This window comes from Pseudomonas sp. FP198, from assembly GCF_030687895.1.
Lineage (GTDB): Bacteria > Pseudomonadota > Gammaproteobacteria > Pseudomonadales > Pseudomonadaceae > Aquipseudomonas.
Genome location: NZ_CP117452.1, coordinates 1,011,668 through 1,031,615, shown reverse-complemented (window position 1 = coordinate 1,031,615; position 19,948 = coordinate 1,011,668). Strand labels below are relative to the sequence as shown.

17 protein-coding genes and 2 tRNA genes are annotated in these 19,948 nt (G+C 60.8%); 12 read left to right on the top strand and 7 right to left on the bottom strand.

Annotated elements, in window-relative coordinates:
• Positions 1 to 72: 72 nt before the first annotated feature.
• From PSH78_RS04825 to ychF, 8 genes are all read left to right on the top strand, one after another.
• On the top strand, positions 73 to 1,797 hold the full coding sequence (locus tag PSH78_RS04825; RefSeq protein WP_305498843.1) for a tetratricopeptide repeat protein: 1,725 nt from the start codon (positions 73 to 75) through the stop codon (positions 1,795 to 1,797).
• 3 nt (positions 1,798 to 1,800) lie between these two features.
• Positions 1,801 to 2,418 (top strand): lipoprotein insertase outer membrane protein LolB, encoded by a 618-nt coding sequence (lolB, locus tag PSH78_RS04820; RefSeq protein WP_305498841.1) that lies wholly within the window; start codon positions 1,801 to 1,803, stop codon positions 2,416 to 2,418.
• A 1-nt stretch (position 2,419) separates the two neighbouring features.
• Entirely contained in the window at positions 2,420 to 3,271 is an 852-nt protein-coding gene (ispE, locus tag PSH78_RS04815) for a 4-(cytidine 5'-diphospho)-2-C-methyl-D-erythritol kinase (protein WP_305498839.1), read from the top strand.
• Between the two features lie 37 nt (positions 3,272 to 3,308).
• Positions 3,309 to 3,383 (top strand) — tRNA-Gln (locus PSH78_RS04810).
• Between the two features lie 47 nt (positions 3,384 to 3,430).
• Positions 3,431 to 4,372: a ribose-phosphate pyrophosphokinase gene (locus tag PSH78_RS04805; protein WP_003171603.1), complete on the top strand. Its 942-nt coding sequence runs from the start codon at positions 3,431 to 3,433 to the stop codon at positions 4,370 to 4,372.
• A 142-nt stretch (positions 4,373 to 4,514) separates the two neighbouring features.
• Complete coding sequence (locus PSH78_RS04800) at positions 4,515 to 5,117, top strand: 50S ribosomal protein L25/general stress protein Ctc (RefSeq protein WP_186612429.1); 603 nt, start codon at positions 4,515 to 4,517, stop codon at positions 5,115 to 5,117.
• A gap of 164 nt (positions 5,118 to 5,281) precedes the next feature.
• Complete coding sequence (gene pth, locus PSH78_RS04795; RefSeq protein WP_047735973.1) at positions 5,282 to 5,866, top strand: aminoacyl-tRNA hydrolase; 585 nt, start codon at positions 5,282 to 5,284, stop codon at positions 5,864 to 5,866.
• 22 nt (positions 5,867 to 5,888) lie between these two features.
• On the top strand, positions 5,889 to 6,989 hold the full coding sequence (ychF, locus tag PSH78_RS04790; protein WP_305498836.1) for a redox-regulated ATPase YchF: 1,101 nt from the start codon (positions 5,889 to 5,891) through the stop codon (positions 6,987 to 6,989).
• Positions 6,990 to 7,046: 57 nt separating this feature from the next.
• Here the strand turns inward: ychF and PSH78_RS04785 are convergent, their stop codons facing one another.
• The 5 genes from PSH78_RS04785 to PSH78_RS04765 form a co-directional block, all read right to left on the bottom strand.
• Positions 7,047 to 9,122 carry a calcium-binding protein gene (locus PSH78_RS04785; RefSeq protein WP_305498834.1) on the bottom strand — a complete coding sequence of 692 codons (2,076 nt, stop codon included), beginning with the start codon at positions 9,120 to 9,122 and terminating at the stop codon, positions 7,047 to 7,049.
• Between the two features lie 31 nt (positions 9,123 to 9,153).
• Positions 9,154 to 9,357 carry a hypothetical protein gene (locus PSH78_RS04780; protein WP_305498832.1) on the bottom strand — a complete coding sequence of 68 codons (204 nt, stop codon included), beginning with the start codon at positions 9,355 to 9,357 and terminating at the stop codon, positions 9,154 to 9,156.
• A 134-nt stretch (positions 9,358 to 9,491) separates the two neighbouring features.
• Positions 9,492 to 10,079 (bottom strand): hypothetical protein, encoded by a 588-nt coding sequence (locus PSH78_RS04775; protein ID WP_305498830.1) that lies wholly within the window; start codon positions 10,077 to 10,079, stop codon positions 9,492 to 9,494.
• A 4-nt stretch (positions 10,080 to 10,083) separates the two neighbouring features.
• Positions 10,084 to 10,527 (bottom strand): DUF3592 domain-containing protein, encoded by a 444-nt coding sequence (locus PSH78_RS04770; protein ID WP_305498828.1) that lies wholly within the window; start codon positions 10,525 to 10,527, stop codon positions 10,084 to 10,086.
• Between the two features lie 163 nt (positions 10,528 to 10,690).
• On the bottom strand, positions 10,691 to 11,908 hold the full coding sequence (locus tag PSH78_RS04765; protein WP_305498826.1) for an MFS transporter: 1,218 nt from the start codon (positions 11,906 to 11,908) through the stop codon (positions 10,691 to 10,693).
• 334 nt (positions 11,909 to 12,242) lie between these two features.
• Between PSH78_RS04765 and PSH78_RS04760 the strand changes: the two genes are divergently transcribed.
• Both PSH78_RS04760 and PSH78_RS04755 read left to right on the top strand, forming a co-directional pair.
• Positions 12,243 to 14,300, top strand: coding sequence for a methyl-accepting chemotaxis protein (locus PSH78_RS04760; protein WP_305498824.1), 2,058 nt, complete (start codon positions 12,243 to 12,245; stop codon positions 14,298 to 14,300).
• Between the two features lie 103 nt (positions 14,301 to 14,403).
• Positions 14,404 to 14,480 (top strand) — tRNA-Met (locus PSH78_RS04755).
• 125 nt (positions 14,481 to 14,605) lie between these two features.
• On the opposite strand, the gene PSH78_RS04750 is transcribed toward PSH78_RS04755, so the two are convergent.
• Both PSH78_RS04750 and PSH78_RS04745 read right to left on the bottom strand, forming a co-directional pair.
• Positions 14,606 to 15,931 (bottom strand): APC family permease, encoded by a 1,326-nt coding sequence (locus tag PSH78_RS04750; protein ID WP_305498823.1) that lies wholly within the window; start codon positions 15,929 to 15,931, stop codon positions 14,606 to 14,608.
• A 230-nt stretch (positions 15,932 to 16,161) separates the two neighbouring features.
• Positions 16,162 to 16,983 (bottom strand): carbon-nitrogen hydrolase family protein, encoded by an 822-nt coding sequence (locus PSH78_RS04745; RefSeq protein WP_305498822.1) that lies wholly within the window; start codon positions 16,981 to 16,983, stop codon positions 16,162 to 16,164.
• 124 nt (positions 16,984 to 17,107) lie between these two features.
• Between PSH78_RS04745 and PSH78_RS04740 the strand changes: the two genes are divergently transcribed.
• Together PSH78_RS04740 and ggt are read left to right on the top strand one after the other, a co-directional pair.
• A complete protein-coding gene (locus PSH78_RS04740; protein ID WP_305498821.1) occupies positions 17,108 to 17,908 on the top strand; it encodes a LuxR C-terminal-related transcriptional regulator in 801 nt (266 codons plus the stop codon).
• Between the two features lie 124 nt (positions 17,909 to 18,032).
• Positions 18,033 to 19,877 (top strand): gamma-glutamyltransferase, encoded by a 1,845-nt coding sequence (ggt, locus tag PSH78_RS04735; protein ID WP_305498819.1) that lies wholly within the window; start codon positions 18,033 to 18,035, stop codon positions 19,875 to 19,877.
• Positions 19,878 to 19,948 lie beyond the last annotated feature (71 nt).

Here is a 19,948-nt window from a genome sequence, read left to right as displayed (position 1 = left end):
GAGACTCGGTTATGTTTGGCCGATGGCTTGTGTCATGATGATCCGACCGCAGGTTAGTCGCCCTCTTCCTATATGAATAGATCTTTCGCGTTGCTCCTCGCTTTTGCCTTCCTCGGCGGCTGCCAGTCCATGGCCCCCGTCTCGACGGACGGTACGCCACCGGTCGAAGACAGCACCCCGGCCCCCGAAAAGCCCAAGGTCTACGGATCGTTCAGCGAAGAAACCGTCTTCAGCCTGTTGAGCGCCGAACTCGCCGGCCAGCGCAATCGCTTCGATATTGCCCTGGACAACTACGTGACCCAGGCCATCAACACCCAGGATCCGGGCATCTCCGAGCGGGCCTTTCGCATCGCCGAATACCTGGGGGCCGACCAGCCCGCGCTGGATACCGCGCTGATCTGGGCCAGGAACGCTCCCGACGATCTCGAAGCGCAACGCGCCGCCGCCGTGCAGCTGGCGCGCGCCGGCCGTTACGACGACTCCATGATGTATATGGAGAAAGTCCTGCTGGGCAAGGGCGATACCCATTTCGATTTCCTCGCGCTTTCTGCGGCCGATACCGACCAGGAAACCCGCGACGGCCTGATGAAGAGTTTCGACCGCCTGCTGCAGCGTCACCCGAACAACGGGCAGCTGATTTTCGGCAAGGCCTTGCTCTTGCAACAGAACGGCGACACCCAGGGCGCCCTCACGCTGCTGGAAGACAACCCGCCGGAACCCGGCGAAGTGGCGCCTATCCTGTTGCGCGCCCGCCTCTTGCAAAGCATGAATCGCGGCGATGAAGCCCTGCCGCTGATGGAAAAAAGCATCAAGAAATACCCGGACGACAAACGCCTGCGCCTCACCTATGCACGCATGCTGGTGGAAAACAATCGCATGGACGACGCCAAGGTCGAGTTCTCCAGCCTGGTCCAGCAGTATCCTGAAGACGACGACCTGCGCTATTCCCTGGCGCTGGTTTGCCTGGAAGCCAAGGCCTGGGAAGAAGCCAAGGGTTATCTGGAGGACCTGATCGCCCGCGAAAGCCACGTCGATTCGGCCCACCTGAACCTGGGGCGCATCGCCGAAGAACGCAACGACCCCGAGAGCGCGCTGATCGAGTACGCCCAGGTCGGCCCGGGTAACGACTACCTGCCCGCGCAGTTGCGCCAGGCCGACATCCTGATCGGCAATGGTCGGGCGGCCGAGGCCCAGAGTCGCCTGGCCATCCAGCGCGACACCCAGCCGGACTACGGCATCCAGCTCTACCTGATCGAGGCCGAGACCCTGGCGGCGAACAACCAGAGCGACAAAGCCTGGGCCGTGCTGCAACAAGCCTTGAAGCAATACCCGGACGACCTGAACCTGTTGTATACCCGATCCATGCTGGCGGAAAAACGCAATGACCTGGCCCAGATGGAAAAGGACCTGCGCCTGATCATCCAGCGTGATCCCGACAACGCCATGGCGCTCAACGCCCTCGGCTACACCTTGTCGGATCGCACCACCCGCTACGATGAAGCCAAGGTGCTGATCGAGAAAGCCCATCAGATCAATCCGGAAGACCCTGCCGTGCTCGACAGCCTTGGCTGGGTGAATTTCCGCCTGGGCAATCTCGACGAAGCCGAACGCCTGTTGCGCCAGGCCCTGGAGCGCTTCCCCGACCAGGAAGTCGCCGCTCACCTGGGTGAAGTCCTGTGGGCCAACGGCAAACAACGCGAAGCCCGGCAGATCTGGAGCAAATTCCTCAAGGAACAGCCCGACAGCCCGATTCTGCGCAGCACCATCAAACGCCTGACCGGATCAGAGACTCTTTAAGCCATGTTTTTGCGCCACTTCATCGTCTTCAGCTTCATCGCCCTGCTCGCCGGTTGCGCGGGCTTCGGCGCCCGTGAATCCGTCCAGGGCCAAGGCAACCAGGCCCAGTGGCGCGTGCACAAGGAACAACTGAGCGGCCTCGACGGCTGGCAGATCGACGGCAAGATCGGCATTCGCGCGCCTAAAGACTCGGGCAGCGGCACCTTGTTCTGGCTGCAGCGCCAGGATTACTACGACATCCGCCTTTCCGGCCCGCTGGGTCGTGGCGCGGCGCGGCTGACCGGCAGGCCAGGCCAGGTTTCGCTGGAAGTTGCCAACCAGGGACGCTACGAGGCGCCCAGCCCCGAGGCGCTGCTGGAAGAACAGCTGGGCTGGAAACTGCCGGTATCGCACCTCACCTGGTGGGTACGCGGCCTGCCGGCGCCGGACAGCAAAAGCCGCCTGACCCTGGATGCCAACAGTCGCCTGTCCAATCTGGAACAGGACGACTGGCAGATCGAATACCTCAGCTATGCCCAGCAGAACGGTTACTGGTTGCCCGAGCGCATCAAGCTGCACGGCAGCAACCTCGACGTCACGCTGGTCATCAAGCAATGGCAGCCGCGCAAGCTGGGGCAATGACATGAGCGCAACACGCCTGACGCTGCCCTCCCCGGCCAAGCTCAACCTGATGCTGCATATCCTCGGCCGGCGTCCGGACGGTTACCACGAATTGCAGACGATTTTTCAGTTCCTCGACTACGGCGACGAGATCACCTTTGCCGTGCGCGATGACGGCGTGATCCATCTTCACACCGAGTTCGACGGCGTACCCCATGACAGCAACCTGATCGTCAAGGCCGCGAAGAAACTCCAGGAGCAATCCGGTTGTTCGCTGGGCATCGACATCTGGATCGAAAAAATCCTGCCCATGGGCGGCGGTATCGGTGGCGGCAGCTCGAATGCGGCGACGACTCTGCTGGGCCTCAACCATTTGTGGCAGCTTGGCTGGGACCAGGATCGCCTGGCGGCGCTGGGCCTGACACTGGGCGCCGACGTACCGGTTTTCGTGCGTGGCCACGCGGCTTTTGCCGAGGGCGTCGGGGAAAAACTCACCCCGGTGGAACCCGAAGAACCCTGGTATCTGGTACTGGTGCCGCAAGTATCTGTAAGTACAGCAGAAATTTTTTCAGATCCGCTGTTGACACGTAACTCGGAGCCCATTAAAGTGCGCCCCGTTCCCAAGGGAAACAGTCGAAATGACTGCTTACCGGTGGTAGCAAGGCGTTATCCAGATATTCGTAACGCTTTGAATTTGCTAGGTAAATTTACCGAAGCAAAACTCACCGGAACTGGAAGTTGTGTGTTTGGGGGCTTCCCAAGCAAAGCTGAAGCTGATAAAGTCTCGGCCCTTCTGACAGAGACCCTTACAGGGTTTGTAGCAAAGGGAAGCAACGTTTCGATGTTGCATCGCAAGCTGCAAAGTCTGCTCTAAAAGGAATCGAGTGCTGGGCACTCGCAGCAACAGATACAGGGGCGTCGCCAAGCGGTAAGGCAGCAGGTTTTGATCCTGCCATGCGTTGGTTCGAATCCAGCCGCCCCTGCCATTTTCCTATACTCATCCAGGTATACCCTCAGCCTTCAGGTACTGCGCGTGTCCAAGATGATGGTCTTTACGGGGAACGCCAACCCCGATCTGGCTCGGCGTGTAGTACGTCAGCTGCATATCCCTCTCGGTGACATTTCTGTCGGTAAGTTCTCCGACGGCGAAATCACTGCCGAGATCAATGAAAACGTTCGCGGTAAAGACGTCTTCATTATTCAGCCGACTTGCGCTCCGACCAACGATAACCTGATGGAACTCGTCGTGATGGCTGATGCCTTCCGCCGCTCCTCGGCTACTCGTATTACTGCTGTTATTCCTTACTTTGGTTATGCCCGTCAGGATCGCCGTCCGCGTTCCGCACGTGTGGCTATCAGTGCGAAAGTCGTCGCCGATATGCTCACCGTGGTCGGCATCGATCGTGTACTCACGGTCGATCTGCATGCTGACCAGATCCAGGGCTTCTTCGATATTCCCGTGGACAACATCTACGGCTCCCCGGTCCTGGTGGATGACATTGAAGATCAGCGCTTCGAAAACCTGATGATCGTGTCCCCGGATATCGGCGGCGTCGTGCGTGCACGGGCTGTTGCCAAATCCCTGGGCGTGGATCTGGGTATCATCGACAAACGCCGTGAGAAGGCCAATCACTCCGAAGTGATGCACATCATCGGCGACGTCGAAGGGCGTACCTGTATTCTGGTCGATGACATGGTCGATACCGCCGGCACCCTGTGCCACGCGGCCAAGGCCCTGAAAGAGCATGGCGCTGCCAAGGTCTTTGCCTACTGCACACACCCTGTGCTGTCGGGTCGAGCGATCGAAAACATTGAAAATTCCGTGCTGGACGAGCTGGTGGTAACCAATACCATCCCGCTGTCCGCTGCAGCACAAGCCTGTGCGCGTATCCGTCAACTGGATATCGCACCGGTAGTTGCCGAGGCGGTTCGCCGCATCAGCAATGAAGAATCGATCAGTGCGATGTTCCGTTAAGGGCCCTGCCCTTTCCAGGATGTCTCGTTGACGAAAAGCGCCCCGCCCCGGCATCACCTGTCGGGGCGGGGCTTTTTTGCCCATACCGTGCCTGGCGCTGGTCGCAAACGCCACTCGGTCATGGCTATTTTGGAGATACAACATGAACGATTTTACTCTGAATGCTGAAGTGCGTTCCGACCTGGGGAAAGGTGCGAGCCGCCGCCTGCGTCGTCTCGCAAGCCTGGTTCCAGCTGTAGTCTACGGTGGCGACAAAGCCCCTGAGTCCATCAGCATGCTGGCCAAAGAAGTTGCCAAACTGCTCGAAAACGAAGCGGCCTACAGCCACATCATCGAGCTGAACGTTGGTGGCACCAAGCAAAACGTCGTGATCAAAGCCCTGCAGCGTCACCCGGCCAAAGGCCACGTGATGCACGCTGACTTCGTCCGCGTTGTTGCCGGTCAGAAGCTGACTGCTGTTGTTCCAGTGCACTTCATCAACGAAGCTGCTCCGGTCAAGAAAGGCGGCGAGATCTCGCACGTGACTTCCGAACTGGAAGTTTCCTGCCTGCCGAAAGACCTGCCTGAATTCATCGAAGTCGACCTGGCTGACGCCGAAATCGGCACGATCATTCACCTGTCCGACCTCAAGGCCCCTAAAGGCGTTGAGTTTGTTGCCCTGGCTCACGGTGATGACAAGGCTGTTGCCAACGTCCACGCTCCACGTGTTGCTCCAGAAGCTACTGAAGAAGGCGCTGCAGAGTAATTTCACTCTGTCGCCGGGGTGACCGGAAACATCGCGGACTGGAACGTAGCGAGACAACGGGCAAGAACGCGAAGTTTACTTAACGGTAGATCCGCAATTTTCGTTCGTTGTCGCCACACACCTGACCGCGACATGTTATCCACACTCCAGGAAGGGCCCCTATCGTGACTGCCATCAAACTGATCGTTGGCCTGGGAAATCCAGGCGCTGAATACGAACAGACCCGGCATAACGCAGGGGCCCTTTTTGTTGAGCGCATCGCGCACGCCCAAGGCGTCAGCCTGGCTGCCGATCGCAAATATTTCGGCCTGACCGGGCGCTTTTCGCATCAAGGTCAGGATGTTCGCCTGTTGATTCCCACCACCTACATGAACCGCAGCGGCCAGGCCGTGGCGGCATTGGCCGGTTTCTTTCGCATCAAGCCTGAAGAAATCCTGGTGGCCCACGACGAACTCGATCTGCCTCCGGGCGTTGCCAAGCTCAAGCAGGGCGGCGGCCATGGCGGTCACAACGGGTTGCGCGACATCATCGCGCAACTGGGCAATCAGAATACGTTCTACCGCCTGCGGCTCGGCATCGGCCACCCGGGCGTTGCCAGTATGGTTTCAAACTTTGTCCTGGGTCGCGCGCCTCGCGCCGAACAGGAAAAACTCGATGCCAGCATCGACTTTGCCCTCGGCGTGCTGCCGGATATCCTCGCCGGTGAATGGAACCGTGCGATGAAAAACCTGCACAGCCAGAAGGCTTGACACTTATCCGAGGGGAAACACCATGGGATTCAATTGCGGCATCGTCGGCCTGCCTAACGTCGGCAAGTCCACCCTGTTCAACGCCCTGACCAAATCCGGGATCGCGGCCGAGAACTTCCCCTTCTGCACCATCGAGCCGAACAGCGGCATCGTGCCGATGCCCGACCCGCGCCTGGAAGCCCTGGCAGCCATCGTCAACCCCAAGCGCATCCTGCCGACCACCATGGAATTCGTCGATATCGCCGGCCTGGTGGCGGGCGCCTCGAAAGGTGAAGGCCTGGGCAACAAGTTCCTGGCCAACATCCGTGAAACCGATGCAATCGCCCACGTGGTGCGCTGCTTTGAAGACGAAAACGTGATTCACGTTTCCAACAGCGTCGACCCGAAACGCGACATCGAAATCATCGACCTGGAACTGATTTTTGCCGACCTCGACAGTTGCGAAAAACAACTGCAGAAAGTCGCTCGCAACGCCAAGGGTGGCGACAAGGACGCAGTAGTCCAGAAGGGCCTGCTTGAGCAGTTGATCGCCCACTTCACCGAAGGCAAACCTGCCCGCAGCCTGATGAAGAACATGGGCACCGATGAAAAACTGGTGATCAAGGGCTTCCACCTGCTGACCACCAAGCCGGTCATGTACATCGCCAACGTCGCTGAAGACGGTTTCGAGAACAACCCGCATCTGGACGTGGTCAGGGCCATCGCCGAAGAAGAAGGCGCCATGGTCGTTCCGGTCTGCAACAAGATCGAAGCGGAAATCGCCGAGCTGGACGACGGTGAAGAGAAGGACATGTTCCTCGAGGCCCTGGGCCTGGAAGAGCCTGGCCTGAACCGCGTGATCCGCGCCGGTTACGAAATGCTTCACCTGCAGACCTACTTCACCGCCGGTGTCGAAGAAGTCCGCGCCTGGACCGTTCGTGTTGGCGCGACCGCCCCGCAAGCCGCCGGCGTGATCCACACCGACTTCGAAAAAGGCTTCATCCGCGCCGAAGTCATCGCCTACTCGGATTTCATCCAGTACAAGGGCGAGGCCGGTGCCAAGGAAGCCGGTAAATGGCGCTTGGAAGGCAAGGAATACATCGTCAAGGATGGCGACGTGATGCACTTCCGCTTCAACGTCTGAAATGAAAAAACACCGCGTGGCAGCGACTGCCTGCCACGCGGTGTTTTTCTGTGTACGTCAGCCCAACAAATGCCACTGGTCGACTTCTGGCGCTACCCCAACCAGCCCTAACCCGGCGTCGGGAGCAGCAGGGGCAGCAAAAACCATGTTGTCTTCGCCAAGGCTTTCCCGCCAATCCCCCGCAAGCGCGATCTGAAACCAGTGCCCCTGCGCATCGGCCTGCGCATCCTTCAGATAAGTGCGATCCAGTTCCTCGTTGTAAGCCATCTTCAGCGTGCTGTCCGTACCGTCGCCAAAACCGCTATAGCCCAAGGCTGATACATCAATCCGATCGTCAACCGTAAAGCCTTCGATCAGGTCGGCAAAGCTCTGGCTGTCGGTGCGATAGCTGTCTTCGGTGGAGACATAGCGGAACAGGTCGGCGTTTTCACGGTTATCCGTCCACAACGAAATGTCGGCCCTGTCTCCGCCGTTCAGACGGTCGGCGCCCTTCCCGCCGATGATCACGTCCGCCCCAGCGCCGCCGTTGATACGGTCGTTGCCGTCCAGACCATGGATGACTTCAGACAAGGCAGAACCGCTGATCGTATCGCTGGCCGACGTTCCTTCAATGATGGGCGCACTGAACACCAGATTGGTGCTGTTCAGTAGCCCTACCAGATTGCCGTCCAAGGACAGTTCAAAGCGTTGCCCGGCGGCATCGGCGTCGTAGCTCTTGAGGTAGGTGCGGGTGCCGTCCGCGCTGGCCTGGATGGCCAAGGTGCCGTCATGGCCGTCGCCAATCCCGGTGAAGCCCAGGCCAATCAGGTCGATGCGGTCCTGTGAGACATCGAAGTCCCGGACTCGGTCGCTGTTGTTCAGCGCAGCCGTGCGGAAGCTGTCGCTCAGTTCGGTAAAGCGGAAGATGTCCGCGCCAGCGCCACCTTGCAGAACGTCACGCCCGCCATTGCCCTGGAGCACATCGTCTCCGGCCAGGCCGTGGATGATTTCGGCGGCATCGGTCCCCCGCAGGATTTCCTCACCGGCGTACCCATCCACATGGAGCTTGCCATCCTGGCTGCCGAAACTGCTGTCCAGACTGCCATCGGCGTTCAAGCGGATGACACTGAAATCGCCGTTGCTCGTGCCGGCGGCCAGGATCCTGCCATCTGCCTGTACCGTCAACGCCACTGGCGTGTCGGCCTCGAAGGTCACCCTGCCGTTATCGCCGAAGTGGGTATCGAAGGACCCGTCAGCGTTAAATCGTGCGATGGTGGCCAAGGTACCGCCCTGAGCGTGGCCCATGACAATGATCTTGCCGTCAGCCTGAACCGTGACCGTCGAGTCTTCGCCAAAACCCATCGCGGCGCTCAGGTGCAGGACACCGTTGTCACCAAAACGGGTGTCCAATTGACCGTCGGGGTTGTAGCGCTGTAATGCGAACGTCGGATCACCCGCCCCGGCGGCATTGTAGGCAGCCCCGACCACGACACCTCCATCGGCCTGCACCGCCGTAGAGATTGCTCCGTTGAAATACGGGTCTTCGGCAATATTGACGGTCAGTACGCCCTCGTTGCCAAAGCCGTCGACAAGGGTGCCGTCATCGCCGACCTTGGTGACAGTGGCCTGGTCGAACCCGCGCGCGCTGACCTGGAAGGTGCCGTCCGTGTTGGCCGTCAGGTCGATGTCCTTGAAGTCATGGCTGATGGCGACCGTCACGGCGCCGTTCTGGCCAAAGGCTGCATCGCGTGTCCCGTCGCTGTTGAAGCGCTCCACCTGTATGCCGGTGTTCAGCGCGACAGCGACAAGCACCTTGCCATCGGCCTGCACCGCCGTCAGCTCGTAGCGGGACGACGGGGCCATCGTGGCAGGAACAATGTCGACGCCGCCGTCGTGGAAGCCGGTGTCCAGGCTGCCATCGGCGTTCAGGCGGACAACCGAATGGTTCTGCTCGTAGCCGTAGCTTTCCTCGCCTGGCGCGCCGGGGTAACCCCACGCCAGGTACTCGGTATAACCTCCAATCAGGATCTTTCCGTCCGGCTGGATAATGATGCTCTGGTTGTCATCGGAATGGCCGGTGAGGTCGACCTGGACAGTGCCCGGGCCCGTTCTCACGATATGGGAACTGGTCCCCGTGCTGTCGGTAGTTGCCATGGTTTAATCCTTTAAATGGGTGCTGGATTCGTCACTCTAGTAAAGCGATCAGGGTTTGCACGCCGCCCGACCATGAGCAAGACCAGTGGTTTTGGTGGCCACTGGCCTCGTCGGAGCTGATCGAGATGATCGCTTTTTTACGGAGATATCCACGAGCGGCAAGTTCACTTGCGACTGGAGGAAGACGACCAAAGGAGCTGATCTGGCGTCGGGGAGTGTGGGTGACCGGCATCATCGACTCGCTCCCGTACATGGAGCGAGCCAACGACTCAGTCAGGTGAAGGGTGATTCGTCTATTCGAACTTGGTAACGACTACGGATCGGTGACGGTGGGTGGCAAAGCGCCTTGTGCGATCAACCCCGCCGTGGCTAAAAAAGATAGCCCATATAGATCGCAGCGCCACCACCGGCCTGCAGGCCAGCGTTCACCCCCCCCATGAGCAGCGCTCCCTTGGCTGACAGAGCCAATCGGCGACTGACCGTGGCGGACGCAATGAGCGAGGTCGCCGGGTTGGAGCTCAGGGCCACCGACAATGCCAACAGCTTCGGATCGAGCCCGAACAGCAGAGCAGTGCCCGAAACACCTCCCACCAATCCGAAGCCCGCTTCGGTATACATGCAAGGCCCCGTGATATCGTCGCTGGTGAGGTCGCGATCGGCCAGGGCGTCGCTGACAAACACCCTGCCAATGCTGAAAAAAGACTCCGCCGCACCCGCACCCGATACGCTCTTGCCCTTGATCTGGATATTGATCTTGCCAAAGCGCGGCAATCGCGCGCCAACCCCCGCACCTACACCGACGCCGCCATAGCGGTAACTGATGTCCTCGCCCTCGGGCGAACGCAGGATGATTGAGCCGCCACTGCCCGCCACCATGACCACGGTCAGACCGCCACCGCTGGCGGTCTGATATGTCCAGCGACTTTTGTTGACCGGGATCGGGATGTTATAGCTCATACGTTCAAAGTCCTTTAAGTGAATGAACCGCACCGCGACCGCGCTGGCGGATGGCTTTCAGCGAGCCGACCAGCGTGAAGAACAGCCCCATTGCCCCCAGCATCACAGGCGTCCCCCACAGGGCGCCTCGATCAACGATGAGGGGGTTGTCGGCCGGCTGCTCCGGCAAGTAATACACTCGCACCGGCTGCCCCGGCTCATAGCCGAAGATGAAGCCGCCCTGGGGGTAGGAGATTTTTTCACCTTTGCCGGTAGTGAACGCGATTTCAGGGTGAGAACCACCGGCATTCAACCGACTGACGATGCCATCGGCGATCTGCGCTCGGGCGAGAAATTCCTGGCGTTCGAGGATGAGAAGAACGGTGCCGCCCAACAAAACAATGCCAATCAGGGCGAAGAGCAGGCCCAGCAGTGTTTGTCCAAGGCGTGAAGGGGCGTGTCCAGCCATAGCTTGTCCAGTATCCGTCCATGATAGAAGGCGCTCAGAGTAACAAAGAAGCCTCACCGTCCGCATCCGTGCCAGATTATCGCGAGTGTCTGAGGACCGTAGCGAGGACGCTTGCTCAACTCGCCACGGTCAGAAATGAATATCAGGATGGAGCATTGCGCCCTCAGGCCTTTTTGGTCCTCGGCAGGAAAATCGCCAGCACCCCAAGCAACGGCAGGAACGAGCACAACCAGTACACATATTCGATGCCCCGGATGTCTGCCAGATGCCCCAGCAGCGCAGCACCAATCCCGCCGAAACCGAACATCAGCCCGAAGAACACGCCGGCAATCATCCCGACGTTGCCCGGCACCAGTTCCTGGGCATACACCACGATGGCGGAGAACGCCGAGGCCAGGATGAAGCCGATCACCACGCTGAGGATGCTGGTCCACAGCAGGTCGACGTGGGGCAGGATCAGCGTGAATGGCGCCACGCCGAGGATCGAGAACCAGATCACCGCCTTGCGTCCGATCCGGTCACCGATCGGTCCGCCAAAAAACGTTCCGGCCGCTACCGCGCCAAGAAACAGGAACAGGTGCAACTGGGATGATGCCACCGACACGTCGAATTTCTCGATCAGGTAGAAGGTGAAGTAGCTGGTGAAACTGGCCATGTAGAAATACTTGGAAAACACCAGCAACCCCAGCACCACCAAGGCGCTCAAGACCCGGCCCCTGGACAAGCCGTGGGTCGCCGCCTGGCCTTGCTTGAGCTTGAACAGGTTCAGGTGATTGGCGTACCAGCGGCTGATGCGGTACAGCACGAACAAGGCGAACAGCGCGAACAAGCCAAACCAGGCCACGTTGCCCTGCCCGTAGGGAATGATGATCGCCGCCGCCAGCAACGGCCCGAAGGCGGAGCCGGCGTTCCCGCCCACCTGAAACGTCGATTGCGCCAAACCGTAGCGGCCGCCGGAGGCCAGGCGTGCCACGCGCGATGCCTCGGGGTGGAAGGTCGAGGAGCCGATGCCGATCAGCGCGGCCGCCAGCAGGATCAAGGCAAAACTGCCGACCATCGACATCATCACGATACCAACCAGGGTACAGATCGTACCCGCTGGCAGAAGCCAGGGCTTGGGGTGCCGATCAGTGTGATAACCCACCCAGGGCTGCAGCAGCGAGGCCGTGAGCTGGAAGGTCAGCGTGATCAGGCCAACCTGGGTAAATGTCAGGCCATAGCTTTCCTTGAGCATCGGATAGATTGACGGCAGCACGGCCTGGATCAGGTCATTGATCAGATGGGCCAGCGCCACCGCACCAATGATGCGCATGACCAACGGGCTGCTTTGGGGCGTGGCGGCTGGCGACGTCGTGTCGGCCTGGGTATTGCTGATAGCCATGGGAGTTTCCATACGGCGGATGGGTGCACACGGGCAGGTGCGTCAATGTGCCATTTTTCGGTGCGGCAAGGCTATCCCCTTAGCTTGCTATCTACCTATAAAAAATAGTCGCCGAACAAGGTGATAGCGCAACGCCATGGTCTGAATCTTGCCTTGTTTATGCTCTACGACGCGGCTCCTTACAAAGGAGACCGAGAATGGGAAGTTTCGCTACAGAGCAGGCCCACAGAGCCAGCCTGAACAAACTTTCGAGGCCTTTTAAAAGGGCACCTGTTTCGACACGCGTGTCGAAACGCACAAAAACAGTGCAAAGGGTGTTCAGGGGAGTATGGGCATGCAGGCTTTTCTATCACCGGGCATCCGGTTGCTGGGGCATTTTGGTTTCGCCCGTAAATTCCAATTGTTGTTCCTGTTGTTCATCCTGCCGCTCATGGGCAGCCTGTGGCTGATCGGCCAGGATTACCGGGACAAGCTCAACCTGATTTCCGGGGAACGTGCCGGGGTGCGTCAGTTGCTGGCGCTGGACAACCTGGACAACCTGCTCGCCGCCCAGCGCAATCGCGCGGCGCGCTGGCGAGCAACGGAAACCAACCGCCAACCGACCCCGGCGACACTGGCCGCCATGGCCGCGTTCGAGGCCGTGCAACCGGCGCTCAACCAGGCCGCCAGCGACCTTGGCGCGACCCTGCAAGCCGAAGGCGCGGAGGCCGACACGCTCGCCCGCTATCAGACATTGCAAACCAGCCTCAACGGCCTGGATTCCAAAAGCCTCGGCACCGTCGGTTGGTGGCCGGACGGCTATGATCGTTTCACCGCGGCCCTCGGCGCACTGCAAGCGTTGCGTGAACAGATCGTCATGGACAATCGCCTGACACTCGCCTCCTGGCTGGAAACCTATCTGTTGACCCAGATCTCGACCCAGCAGACACCCGACCTGATCGAACGTGTCGGCCGCCTGGCCAGCGTTGGCCAGGCCTCGGTGGTGTCAGGCCAGTTCACTTTGCAGAGCCGCCTGCAACTGCGCGACTTGCGCAGCCGCATCGGCGATGCCCGGGACCAGTTGGTCAAGACCGGTGCGCTGCTGGAAACGCGCCTGCCCAGCGAATTGCAGACCTGGGCCGGCCAGTTCCAGGGCAGCCTGAAAAACCTCGACGGCGGTTTGAAAATCCTCGATGACGGCGTGTTTGGCGGCGCCATCAATCTCAAGCCGGAAGGCTTCGAGAAACAGATGGATGCGCTCCTCCTCGATCTGGCGACCCTGCGCCAACAATCGTTGATCGCTCTGGATAGCCGGCTGGAGCATTATCACAGCTCGGCGATCCGCCAGTTCACCTTGGTGGCCACCGTGTTGGGCTGCCTGCTGCTGGCCGCGCTGTATCTGTTCATCTGCCTGCAGACCTCGATCCGGCGCAGCGCCAGCGGCATCACCGTGCTGGCCGAAGCCCTGCGTGACGGAAACCTGAGCGTGCAAGTGCCGGTGCAGGGCCGCGACGAACTGGCGGCGATCAGCACCGCTCTCAACGTCGCCGTGGTGCAATTGCGTAACAGCCTGCTGGGCGTCGACCACGAGACCCTGCAACTGAGCGATGCCGTGCGCACCCTCAACACCCATTCCAGCGGGGCCCTGGGCGAGGTCGAGGCACAACAGATCCAGATCAGCCAGATCGCCGCCGCCGCGACGCAACTGGCGGCGACGTCCCAAGGCGTCGCGAGAAGTTGTGAACAGGCCTCCGACAGCGCCCAACAGACCCGCCAGATCGCCGCCGACAGCAGTCGCGACAGCCAGCGCACCACGGCGAGCATCCAGCAGCTCAACCAGCGTCTCAACGAAACCGCCGCGGCACTGGGCCGGGTCAGTGAGCAGGGCCAGCAGATCCAGTTGGTGGTCGACACCATTCGTGGCGTGGCCGAGCAGACCAACCTGCTGGCGCTCAACGCCGCCATCGAGGCCGCCCGCGCCGGCGAACAAGGCCGCGGGTTTGCCGTGGTTGCCGATGAAGTGCGCAGCCTGTCGCAGCGCACCCAGTCCTCGACGCAGCAGATCGCCGGCACCGTCGACAGTCTGCGCGCCACGGTCAACGAGGCCGTCAGCCTGATGGAAGCCGCCTGCGGCCAGGCCCAGACCGACGCCCAAGCCGTCACGGGGCTTGGCGAACGACTGGGCGAAATTGCCAGCGCCGTGCAAAGCGTCACCGATACCCTGGCGCAAATCGCCACCGCGGTTGACGAACAGGCCAGCACCGCCGACGAGGTCAGCGGCAATATCCAACAAGTCGATCAGGCCGCCATGCGCCTGCTGGAAGGTGCCCGCGCCGTGAACCTGGCGGCGGACACATTGAGCCAAGGCAGCCAGGCCTTGAGCGCGAACACGGGGAGATTTCAACTCGGCTGACGAGCGTTACCGACGAGGATGGATAAGCGGTTGAAAGCGCAGAGAAATATTTTCGATTCACGCTTGACACATCTTCGTTACCAGCGAATAATGCGCGCCACTTGGCTACATAGCTCAGTTGGTTAGAGCATAGCATTCATAATGCTGGGGTCCGGGGTTCAAGTCCCTGTGTAGCCACCAAGTCCTGTTCAAAGATGTTCTCGAATATCTTTGAACAACAAGAAGCCCGCCTAGTGCGGGCTTTCTTGTTTCTGGCTGTATCTCCTTCTCCCCTCCTTCGTATATCCCTCCAGGTTGCAGTGCGGTTATGCAGTCTCCTGGAAATCCATCTCCGGTGGCTGGCGCTGGAAGCCGCCCGTCAGCACCGCCAGGTACACCACGCCGATCGCCAGCCAACTCAGGCCCAGGTAGATCGCCAGGTGATCGAGGCTGACCATCAGCCAGACATCCGCTGCCAACCCTATGAACGGGAACAGCAGGAACAATACGAATTCACGCAGGCCCTTCTTCTCTGCGCCGATCCAGTAGTGAAAGATCACTGACAGGTTCACCAGGCTGAACGCCAGGAACGCGCCGAAGTTGATGAACGAGGTGGAGGTAGTGACGTCCAGTTTCAGCGCCAGCAACGCGACCACGGCGCACAACAGGATGCTGTTGATCGGCGTGCCAAAGCGCTCATGCAAGGTACCGAAGAACGATTTTGGCAGCACACCGTCACGGCCCATGGCGAACAGCAGGCGCGAGCCGCTGGCCTGAGCCGACAGCCCCGACGCGAACTGGCCAACGATCAGGCCGATCAGGAAGATCGACACGAACAGGTCGCCACCGATATTGCGGGCAATTTCATAGGCCGCCGCATCGACGCTGTCGAACTGGAACGACGGATGCGCAATCTGCACGAAATACGACACGCTGACGAAGATCAATCCGCCGATCAGGGTGATCAGCATGATCGCGCGCGGAATGGTCCGGCGCGGGTCGCGGGTTTCTTCGGTCAAGGTGCTGACCGCGTCGAACCCGAGGAATGAATAACAGGCGATGGCTGCGCCGCTCATGATCAGCGGCATCTGCATGTCACCGTTGAAGAACGGCTTGACCGACCACAACGGTGTGCTCCCGTCACCGCCGATGTAATGAACGCACAGCGCAACGAAGGCGATCAGTACCAGGAACTGCACCAGCATCAATAACGCGTTGATACCGTTAGCCAGTTTCAGACCGACGATATTGATCGCACTGGTTATGCCGATGAACAGCAGCACCCAGATCCACTGCGGCACCGCCGGGAATGCGGAGTGGAGGTAGGCCGCGCCGATCAGCCAGATCGCCATGGGCAGGAACAGATAATCGAGCAGCACCGCCCAACCAGCGATGAACCCGAGTTTCGGGCTGATCGCCTTGCGCACGTAGCTGTAGGCAGAACCGGCGACGGGGAACGCTGCGGCCATTCGGCCGTAGCTCATCGCGGTGAAAAACATCGCCACCAATGCCGCCAGGTAAGCGGCGGGGACCATGCCGGCGGTGGATTGAGCGAGGATGCCGAAGGTGCCGAGGACAATGATCGGTGTCATATAAGCGATGCCGAACAGCACCACCGACCCCAATGACAGGGTGCGTTGTAAACGAGCCATGAGCGACTACTCCGAATTATTGGATTTATGGCAGAGCCGAGTTCGGCGCAAGTTTTCGGGTGTTACGTTGTTGTTCTGTTTTTTTCTTCAACGAAGAGGTGTTGCTGCTCAGGGCCTCTTCGCGGGCCGGCCCGCTCCCACAGTTTGATCTCGGGCGTTCACACATCCAGTGTGGGCGCGGGCCTGCTCGCGAAGGCGTCAGTCCTGCCACTGCCAATACAGGATCAGGATCAACGCGCAGGAATCAGCAGCTCGCGCGTCCCACAGGCATGCTCGACAATCTCCCCCGGCAACTTCAGGCGCTGATCATCCAGATACCGATAATCATGGCGCGCCGCCGTCAACTGGTTCAGGTCCAGTTCCACCGCAAACTGCCCCTCCTCCCGCCCGGCCTCGAACAACAACTTGCCCAGCGGGTCCACCAACGCACTGCCGCCTGCAAACACCAATCCGCCGTCGCCCTCTTCCACCCGGTTGACCATCAGCGCAAACGCCTGGTTTTCCTGGGCGCGGGCCATGATGGCGGTGCGGTGGGTCGGGCCGTAGGGGTCCATGTTGCCGTTGGTGACGATCAGCAGTTCGGCCCCCAGTTGCGCCAGGGCCCGGGCGGTTTCCGGGAATTCGATGTCGTAGCAGATCAGCAGGCCGACCCGCACACCCTTCCATTCACACGTGGCGTAACGGTCGCCGGGCTCGAACACCCCGCGATCCGATGCCCACAGGTGTGTCTTGCGATACTTCAGCGCAATGCCTTGTGGCGTGATCAGCAGCGTGGTGTTGTAAAAGTGGCCGCGGTCGTTCTCGGCCACGCCGATCACCACGGCAACGTCATGTTCCCGAGCCGCAGCGAGTACCGCGCTGACGGTCGGTCCGTCCAGCGGTTCGGCGGTTTCTGCCACCGTCTCAAGCGACGGAAAACCCATCAGGTGGGTTTCGGGGAACACGATCATCTGCGTATCGGCGGCACACGCGGCAATCGCCTTGAGCGCGCGTTCGAGGTTGTAAGCCGTGGCGTTATCACGGCCCGCCAACTGGGCGAGTTCGACTTTCATGGGTATTCCTTGTTCTTGATCGGCGGGTAGAAAGATTGCCCGCTCGGTGTCTGTGCGCCAGTATGCGCAGCAAGCCCGCGGCCGGGAAATCACGCCGCTGGGGTAACCCGATAGGGGTAGAGGCATGACACTTTCGCTGGATGACATCGCGTGGCACCGCTCGGTCGGGCAACTGATCGACGCCTTGGACAAGCCCAATTTCTGGACGCAGCTGGTACGGTTGCTGGATCAGTACGTCCCCTTCGACAGTTGGGTGGCGCTGCTTTTCAGTGCCGATCAGCGCCCGCAAGTGTTCGCCGAGTGCCCGGGCGCGGACGGCAGCCCCGATCAGTTGTTCCAGGACTACCTGCGCGGTTTGTATCTGCTCGATCCGTTCTACATCGCCTGTCGCGAGCAGTCGCGCACCGGGCTGTATCGCCTGTCGGAAGTGGCGCCGGAACATTTCGAGCTGACCGAGTACTACCAACGCTACTTTCGGCTGAATGTGGTATCCGATGAAATCCAGTTCAATTGCCAGCTCGAAGGCGACCGCACGCTGTGTCTGTCGTTGGGCAGCAAGCAGCGCTTCAGTGGCGAGCAGATCGCACTGCTGTCGCTGATCCAGCCTTGGGTACTCGGCCTGTTGCGCCAGCGCCTGCCTTACGAAATCAATGAGGTCGTGGCCCTCGCGCCAGCACCGTCGCAAGTCGACTGGCGAGTGCAGCTGGAAGCGTCAGTGCAGCAGCTCAAAGGCGCGCAATTGACGGCGCGGGAGTTGGATGTCGGGCGCTTGATGCTCAGTGGCTGCTCCAGCAAGGAAGTCGCCCGCAAGCTGGAAATTTCTGTCGAGACCGTGAAGGTCCATAAGAAGCACATGTACAGCAAACTGGGGATCAAGTCCCAGTCCGAGCTGTTCTCGATTTTTCTCCAGGCGCAGAATGCCTGACGTGCCTATGGGAGCGAAGCAGAAAAGCGCTGATTGAAAGAAGCACGCCCTTGCTGATTTGCACGCCACGTCCCGCATCGCTACAGTCGGTCTCAATATCCCTGGCCCATGGATGGAGCGACACGTGCTTTCAGCCCTCAAACCGAATCTTCATCGCCTGTCAGCCGTTTCACTGCTGGCCGTCGCCCTGACACTCGTTGCCTGTAAGACGCCGCCCGCCTCCACAACCGCCCCGCCATTGCCCACCGCTCCGGAAATCGCTTCCGGCTACCGCACCGACCTGCAGACTCGCCACGCCGACCGGCACATGGCCGCTGCGGCCAATCCTCTGGCGGCCGAGGCCGGGCGGGAAATGCTCCGGCGTGGAGGCTCGGCCATCGACGCGGCGATTGCGATGCAGTCGGTGCTGACGCTGGTGGAACCGCAGTCTTCCGGCATCGGCGGTGGCGCCTTCATTGTGCTGTGGGACGGCAAGGCGGTGCGCACCTACGACGGTCGCGAAACGGCACCGGCCGGCGCCAGCGAAAAACTCTTCATCCAGACCGACGGCAAACCCTTGCCGTTTGCCGCCGCGCAGATCGGCGGCCGTTCGGTAGGCACGCCTGGCGTGTTGCGCGCGCTGGAACTGGCTCATCGCAAACACGGTCGCCTGGAATGGGCGACGCTGTTCGAGCCGGCCATCAAACTGGCGGAACAGGGCTTCAGGATTTCCCCCCGGCTGCACTCGATGATCGCCGCCGATACAGCCTTGCCCAGCTCGCCCGAGATGGCCGCCTATTTCCTCAACGCCGATGGCAGCCCGAAAGCGGTGGGCACGCTGCTGAAAAACCCTGCCTTGGCCGGCGTACTTTCGCGTATTGCCCACGAAGGTCCCAGCGCGTTGTATGAAGGGCCGGTGGCTGCGGAGATCGTCGCCAAAGTGCAAGGCCATGGCAATCCCGGCAGCCTTTCGCTGAGCGACCTCAAGGGTTATGCCGCCCGGGAACGCGCGCCGTTGTGCACCGACTACAAGCGCTGGCAAGTCTGTGGCATGGCGCCACCGTCGTCCGGCGGGATCGCCGTGGCGCAGATCCTCGGGACATTGCAGGCCCTGGAACATCACGACAGCCGCTCGGCCCTCGCGCCGTTGAAACCGCTGCCGTCAGACAAGCCCGCGGGTATCGAGCCGGCGCCGCAAGCGGTGCACCTGATTTCCGAGGCTGAACGCCTGGCCTACGCCGACCGCGCCCAGTATGTCGCAGATGCGGACTTTGTCCCGGTGCCGCTCAAGGGCCTGGTCGATCCGGCTTATCTCGCCAGTCGCGCGAGCCTGATCGGACCACGCAGCATGGGCATCGCCAAGCCCGGCACGCCGCCGGGTATCCAGGTGGCCTACGCACCGGACCGCTCGCCCCTGCGCATTTCCACGTCGCAAGTGGCGGCGGTGGATGACCAGGGCGGCGCCGTGTCGATGACCACCACGGTGGAGTCGGCCTTCGGTTCGCACTTGATGGTGCAGGGCTTCATGCTCAACAACCAGATGACCGATTTCTCGTTCATACCCGAAGAGAACGGACAGAAAGTCGCCAACCGCGTCGAACCCGGAAAACGCCCGCGATCGTCCATGGCGCCAACGCTGATTTTCGATCGCCAGAGTGGCGAATTCCTCGCCGCGATTGGCTCGCCGGGCGGATCGCAGATCATCGAATATGTCGCCAAGTCGGTGATCGGCCTGCTGGACTGGAACCTGGACCCGCAAGCCGCCATCAACCTGCCCAACTTCGGCAGCCGCAACGGCGCCACCGAACTGGAGCAAGGCCAGTTCAGCCCGACGTTGATCCAGGCGCTGAAAGACCAGGGCCACACGGTGAGCGAGATCGACATGACCAGCGGCACCCAGGCGATCGTTCGGGTGCGCGATGCGCAAGGCAAGGCTTCACTGGCCGGCGGGGCGGATCCGCGGCGTGAGGGAGAGGCGCTGGGGGATTGAGCGCGCGCGGATCAGGTAAGGCCCGCCTGGTTTGATGGTGGATGGGCTGACGCCTTCGCGAGCAGGCTCGC

Coding starts and splice junctions, on each gene's coding strand:
- PSH78_RS04825 (WP_305498843.1), top strand. CDS start 73: ATGAATAGATCTTTCGCGTTGCTCCTCGCTTTTGCCTTCCTCGGCGGC.
- lolB (WP_305498841.1), top strand. CDS start 1,801: ATGTTTTTGCGCCACTTCATCGTCTTCAGCTTCATCGCCCTGCTCGCC.
- ispE (WP_305498839.1), top strand. CDS start 2,420: ATGAGCGCAACACGCCTGACGCTGCCCTCCCCGGCCAAGCTCAACCTG.
- PSH78_RS04800 (WP_186612429.1), top strand. CDS start 4,515: ATGAACGATTTTACTCTGAATGCTGAAGTGCGTTCCGACCTGGGGAAA.
- ychF (WP_305498836.1), top strand. CDS start 5,889: ATGGGATTCAATTGCGGCATCGTCGGCCTGCCTAACGTCGGCAAGTCC.
- PSH78_RS04785 (WP_305498834.1), bottom strand. CDS start 9,122: ATGGCAACTACCGACAGCACGGGGACCAGTTCCCATATCGTGAGAACG.
- PSH78_RS04780 (WP_305498832.1), bottom strand. CDS start 9,357: ATGATGCCGGTCACCCACACTCCCCGACGCCAGATCAGCTCCTTTGGT.
- PSH78_RS04775 (WP_305498830.1), bottom strand. CDS start 10,079: ATGAGCTATAACATCCCGATCCCGGTCAACAAAAGTCGCTGGACATAT.
- PSH78_RS04770 (WP_305498828.1), bottom strand. CDS start 10,527: ATGGCTGGACACGCCCCTTCACGCCTTGGACAAACACTGCTGGGCCTG.
- PSH78_RS04765 (WP_305498826.1), bottom strand. CDS start 11,908: ATGGCTATCAGCAATACCCAGGCCGACACGACGTCGCCAGCCGCCACG.
- PSH78_RS04760 (WP_305498824.1), top strand. CDS start 12,243: ATGCAGGCTTTTCTATCACCGGGCATCCGGTTGCTGGGGCATTTTGGT.
- PSH78_RS04750 (WP_305498823.1), bottom strand. CDS start 15,931: ATGGCTCGTTTACAACGCACCCTGTCATTGGGGTCGGTGGTGCTGTTC.
- PSH78_RS04745 (WP_305498822.1), bottom strand. CDS start 16,983: ATGAAAGTCGAACTCGCCCAGTTGGCGGGCCGTGATAACGCCACGGCT.
- PSH78_RS04740 (WP_305498821.1), top strand. CDS start 17,108: ATGACACTTTCGCTGGATGACATCGCGTGGCACCGCTCGGTCGGGCAA.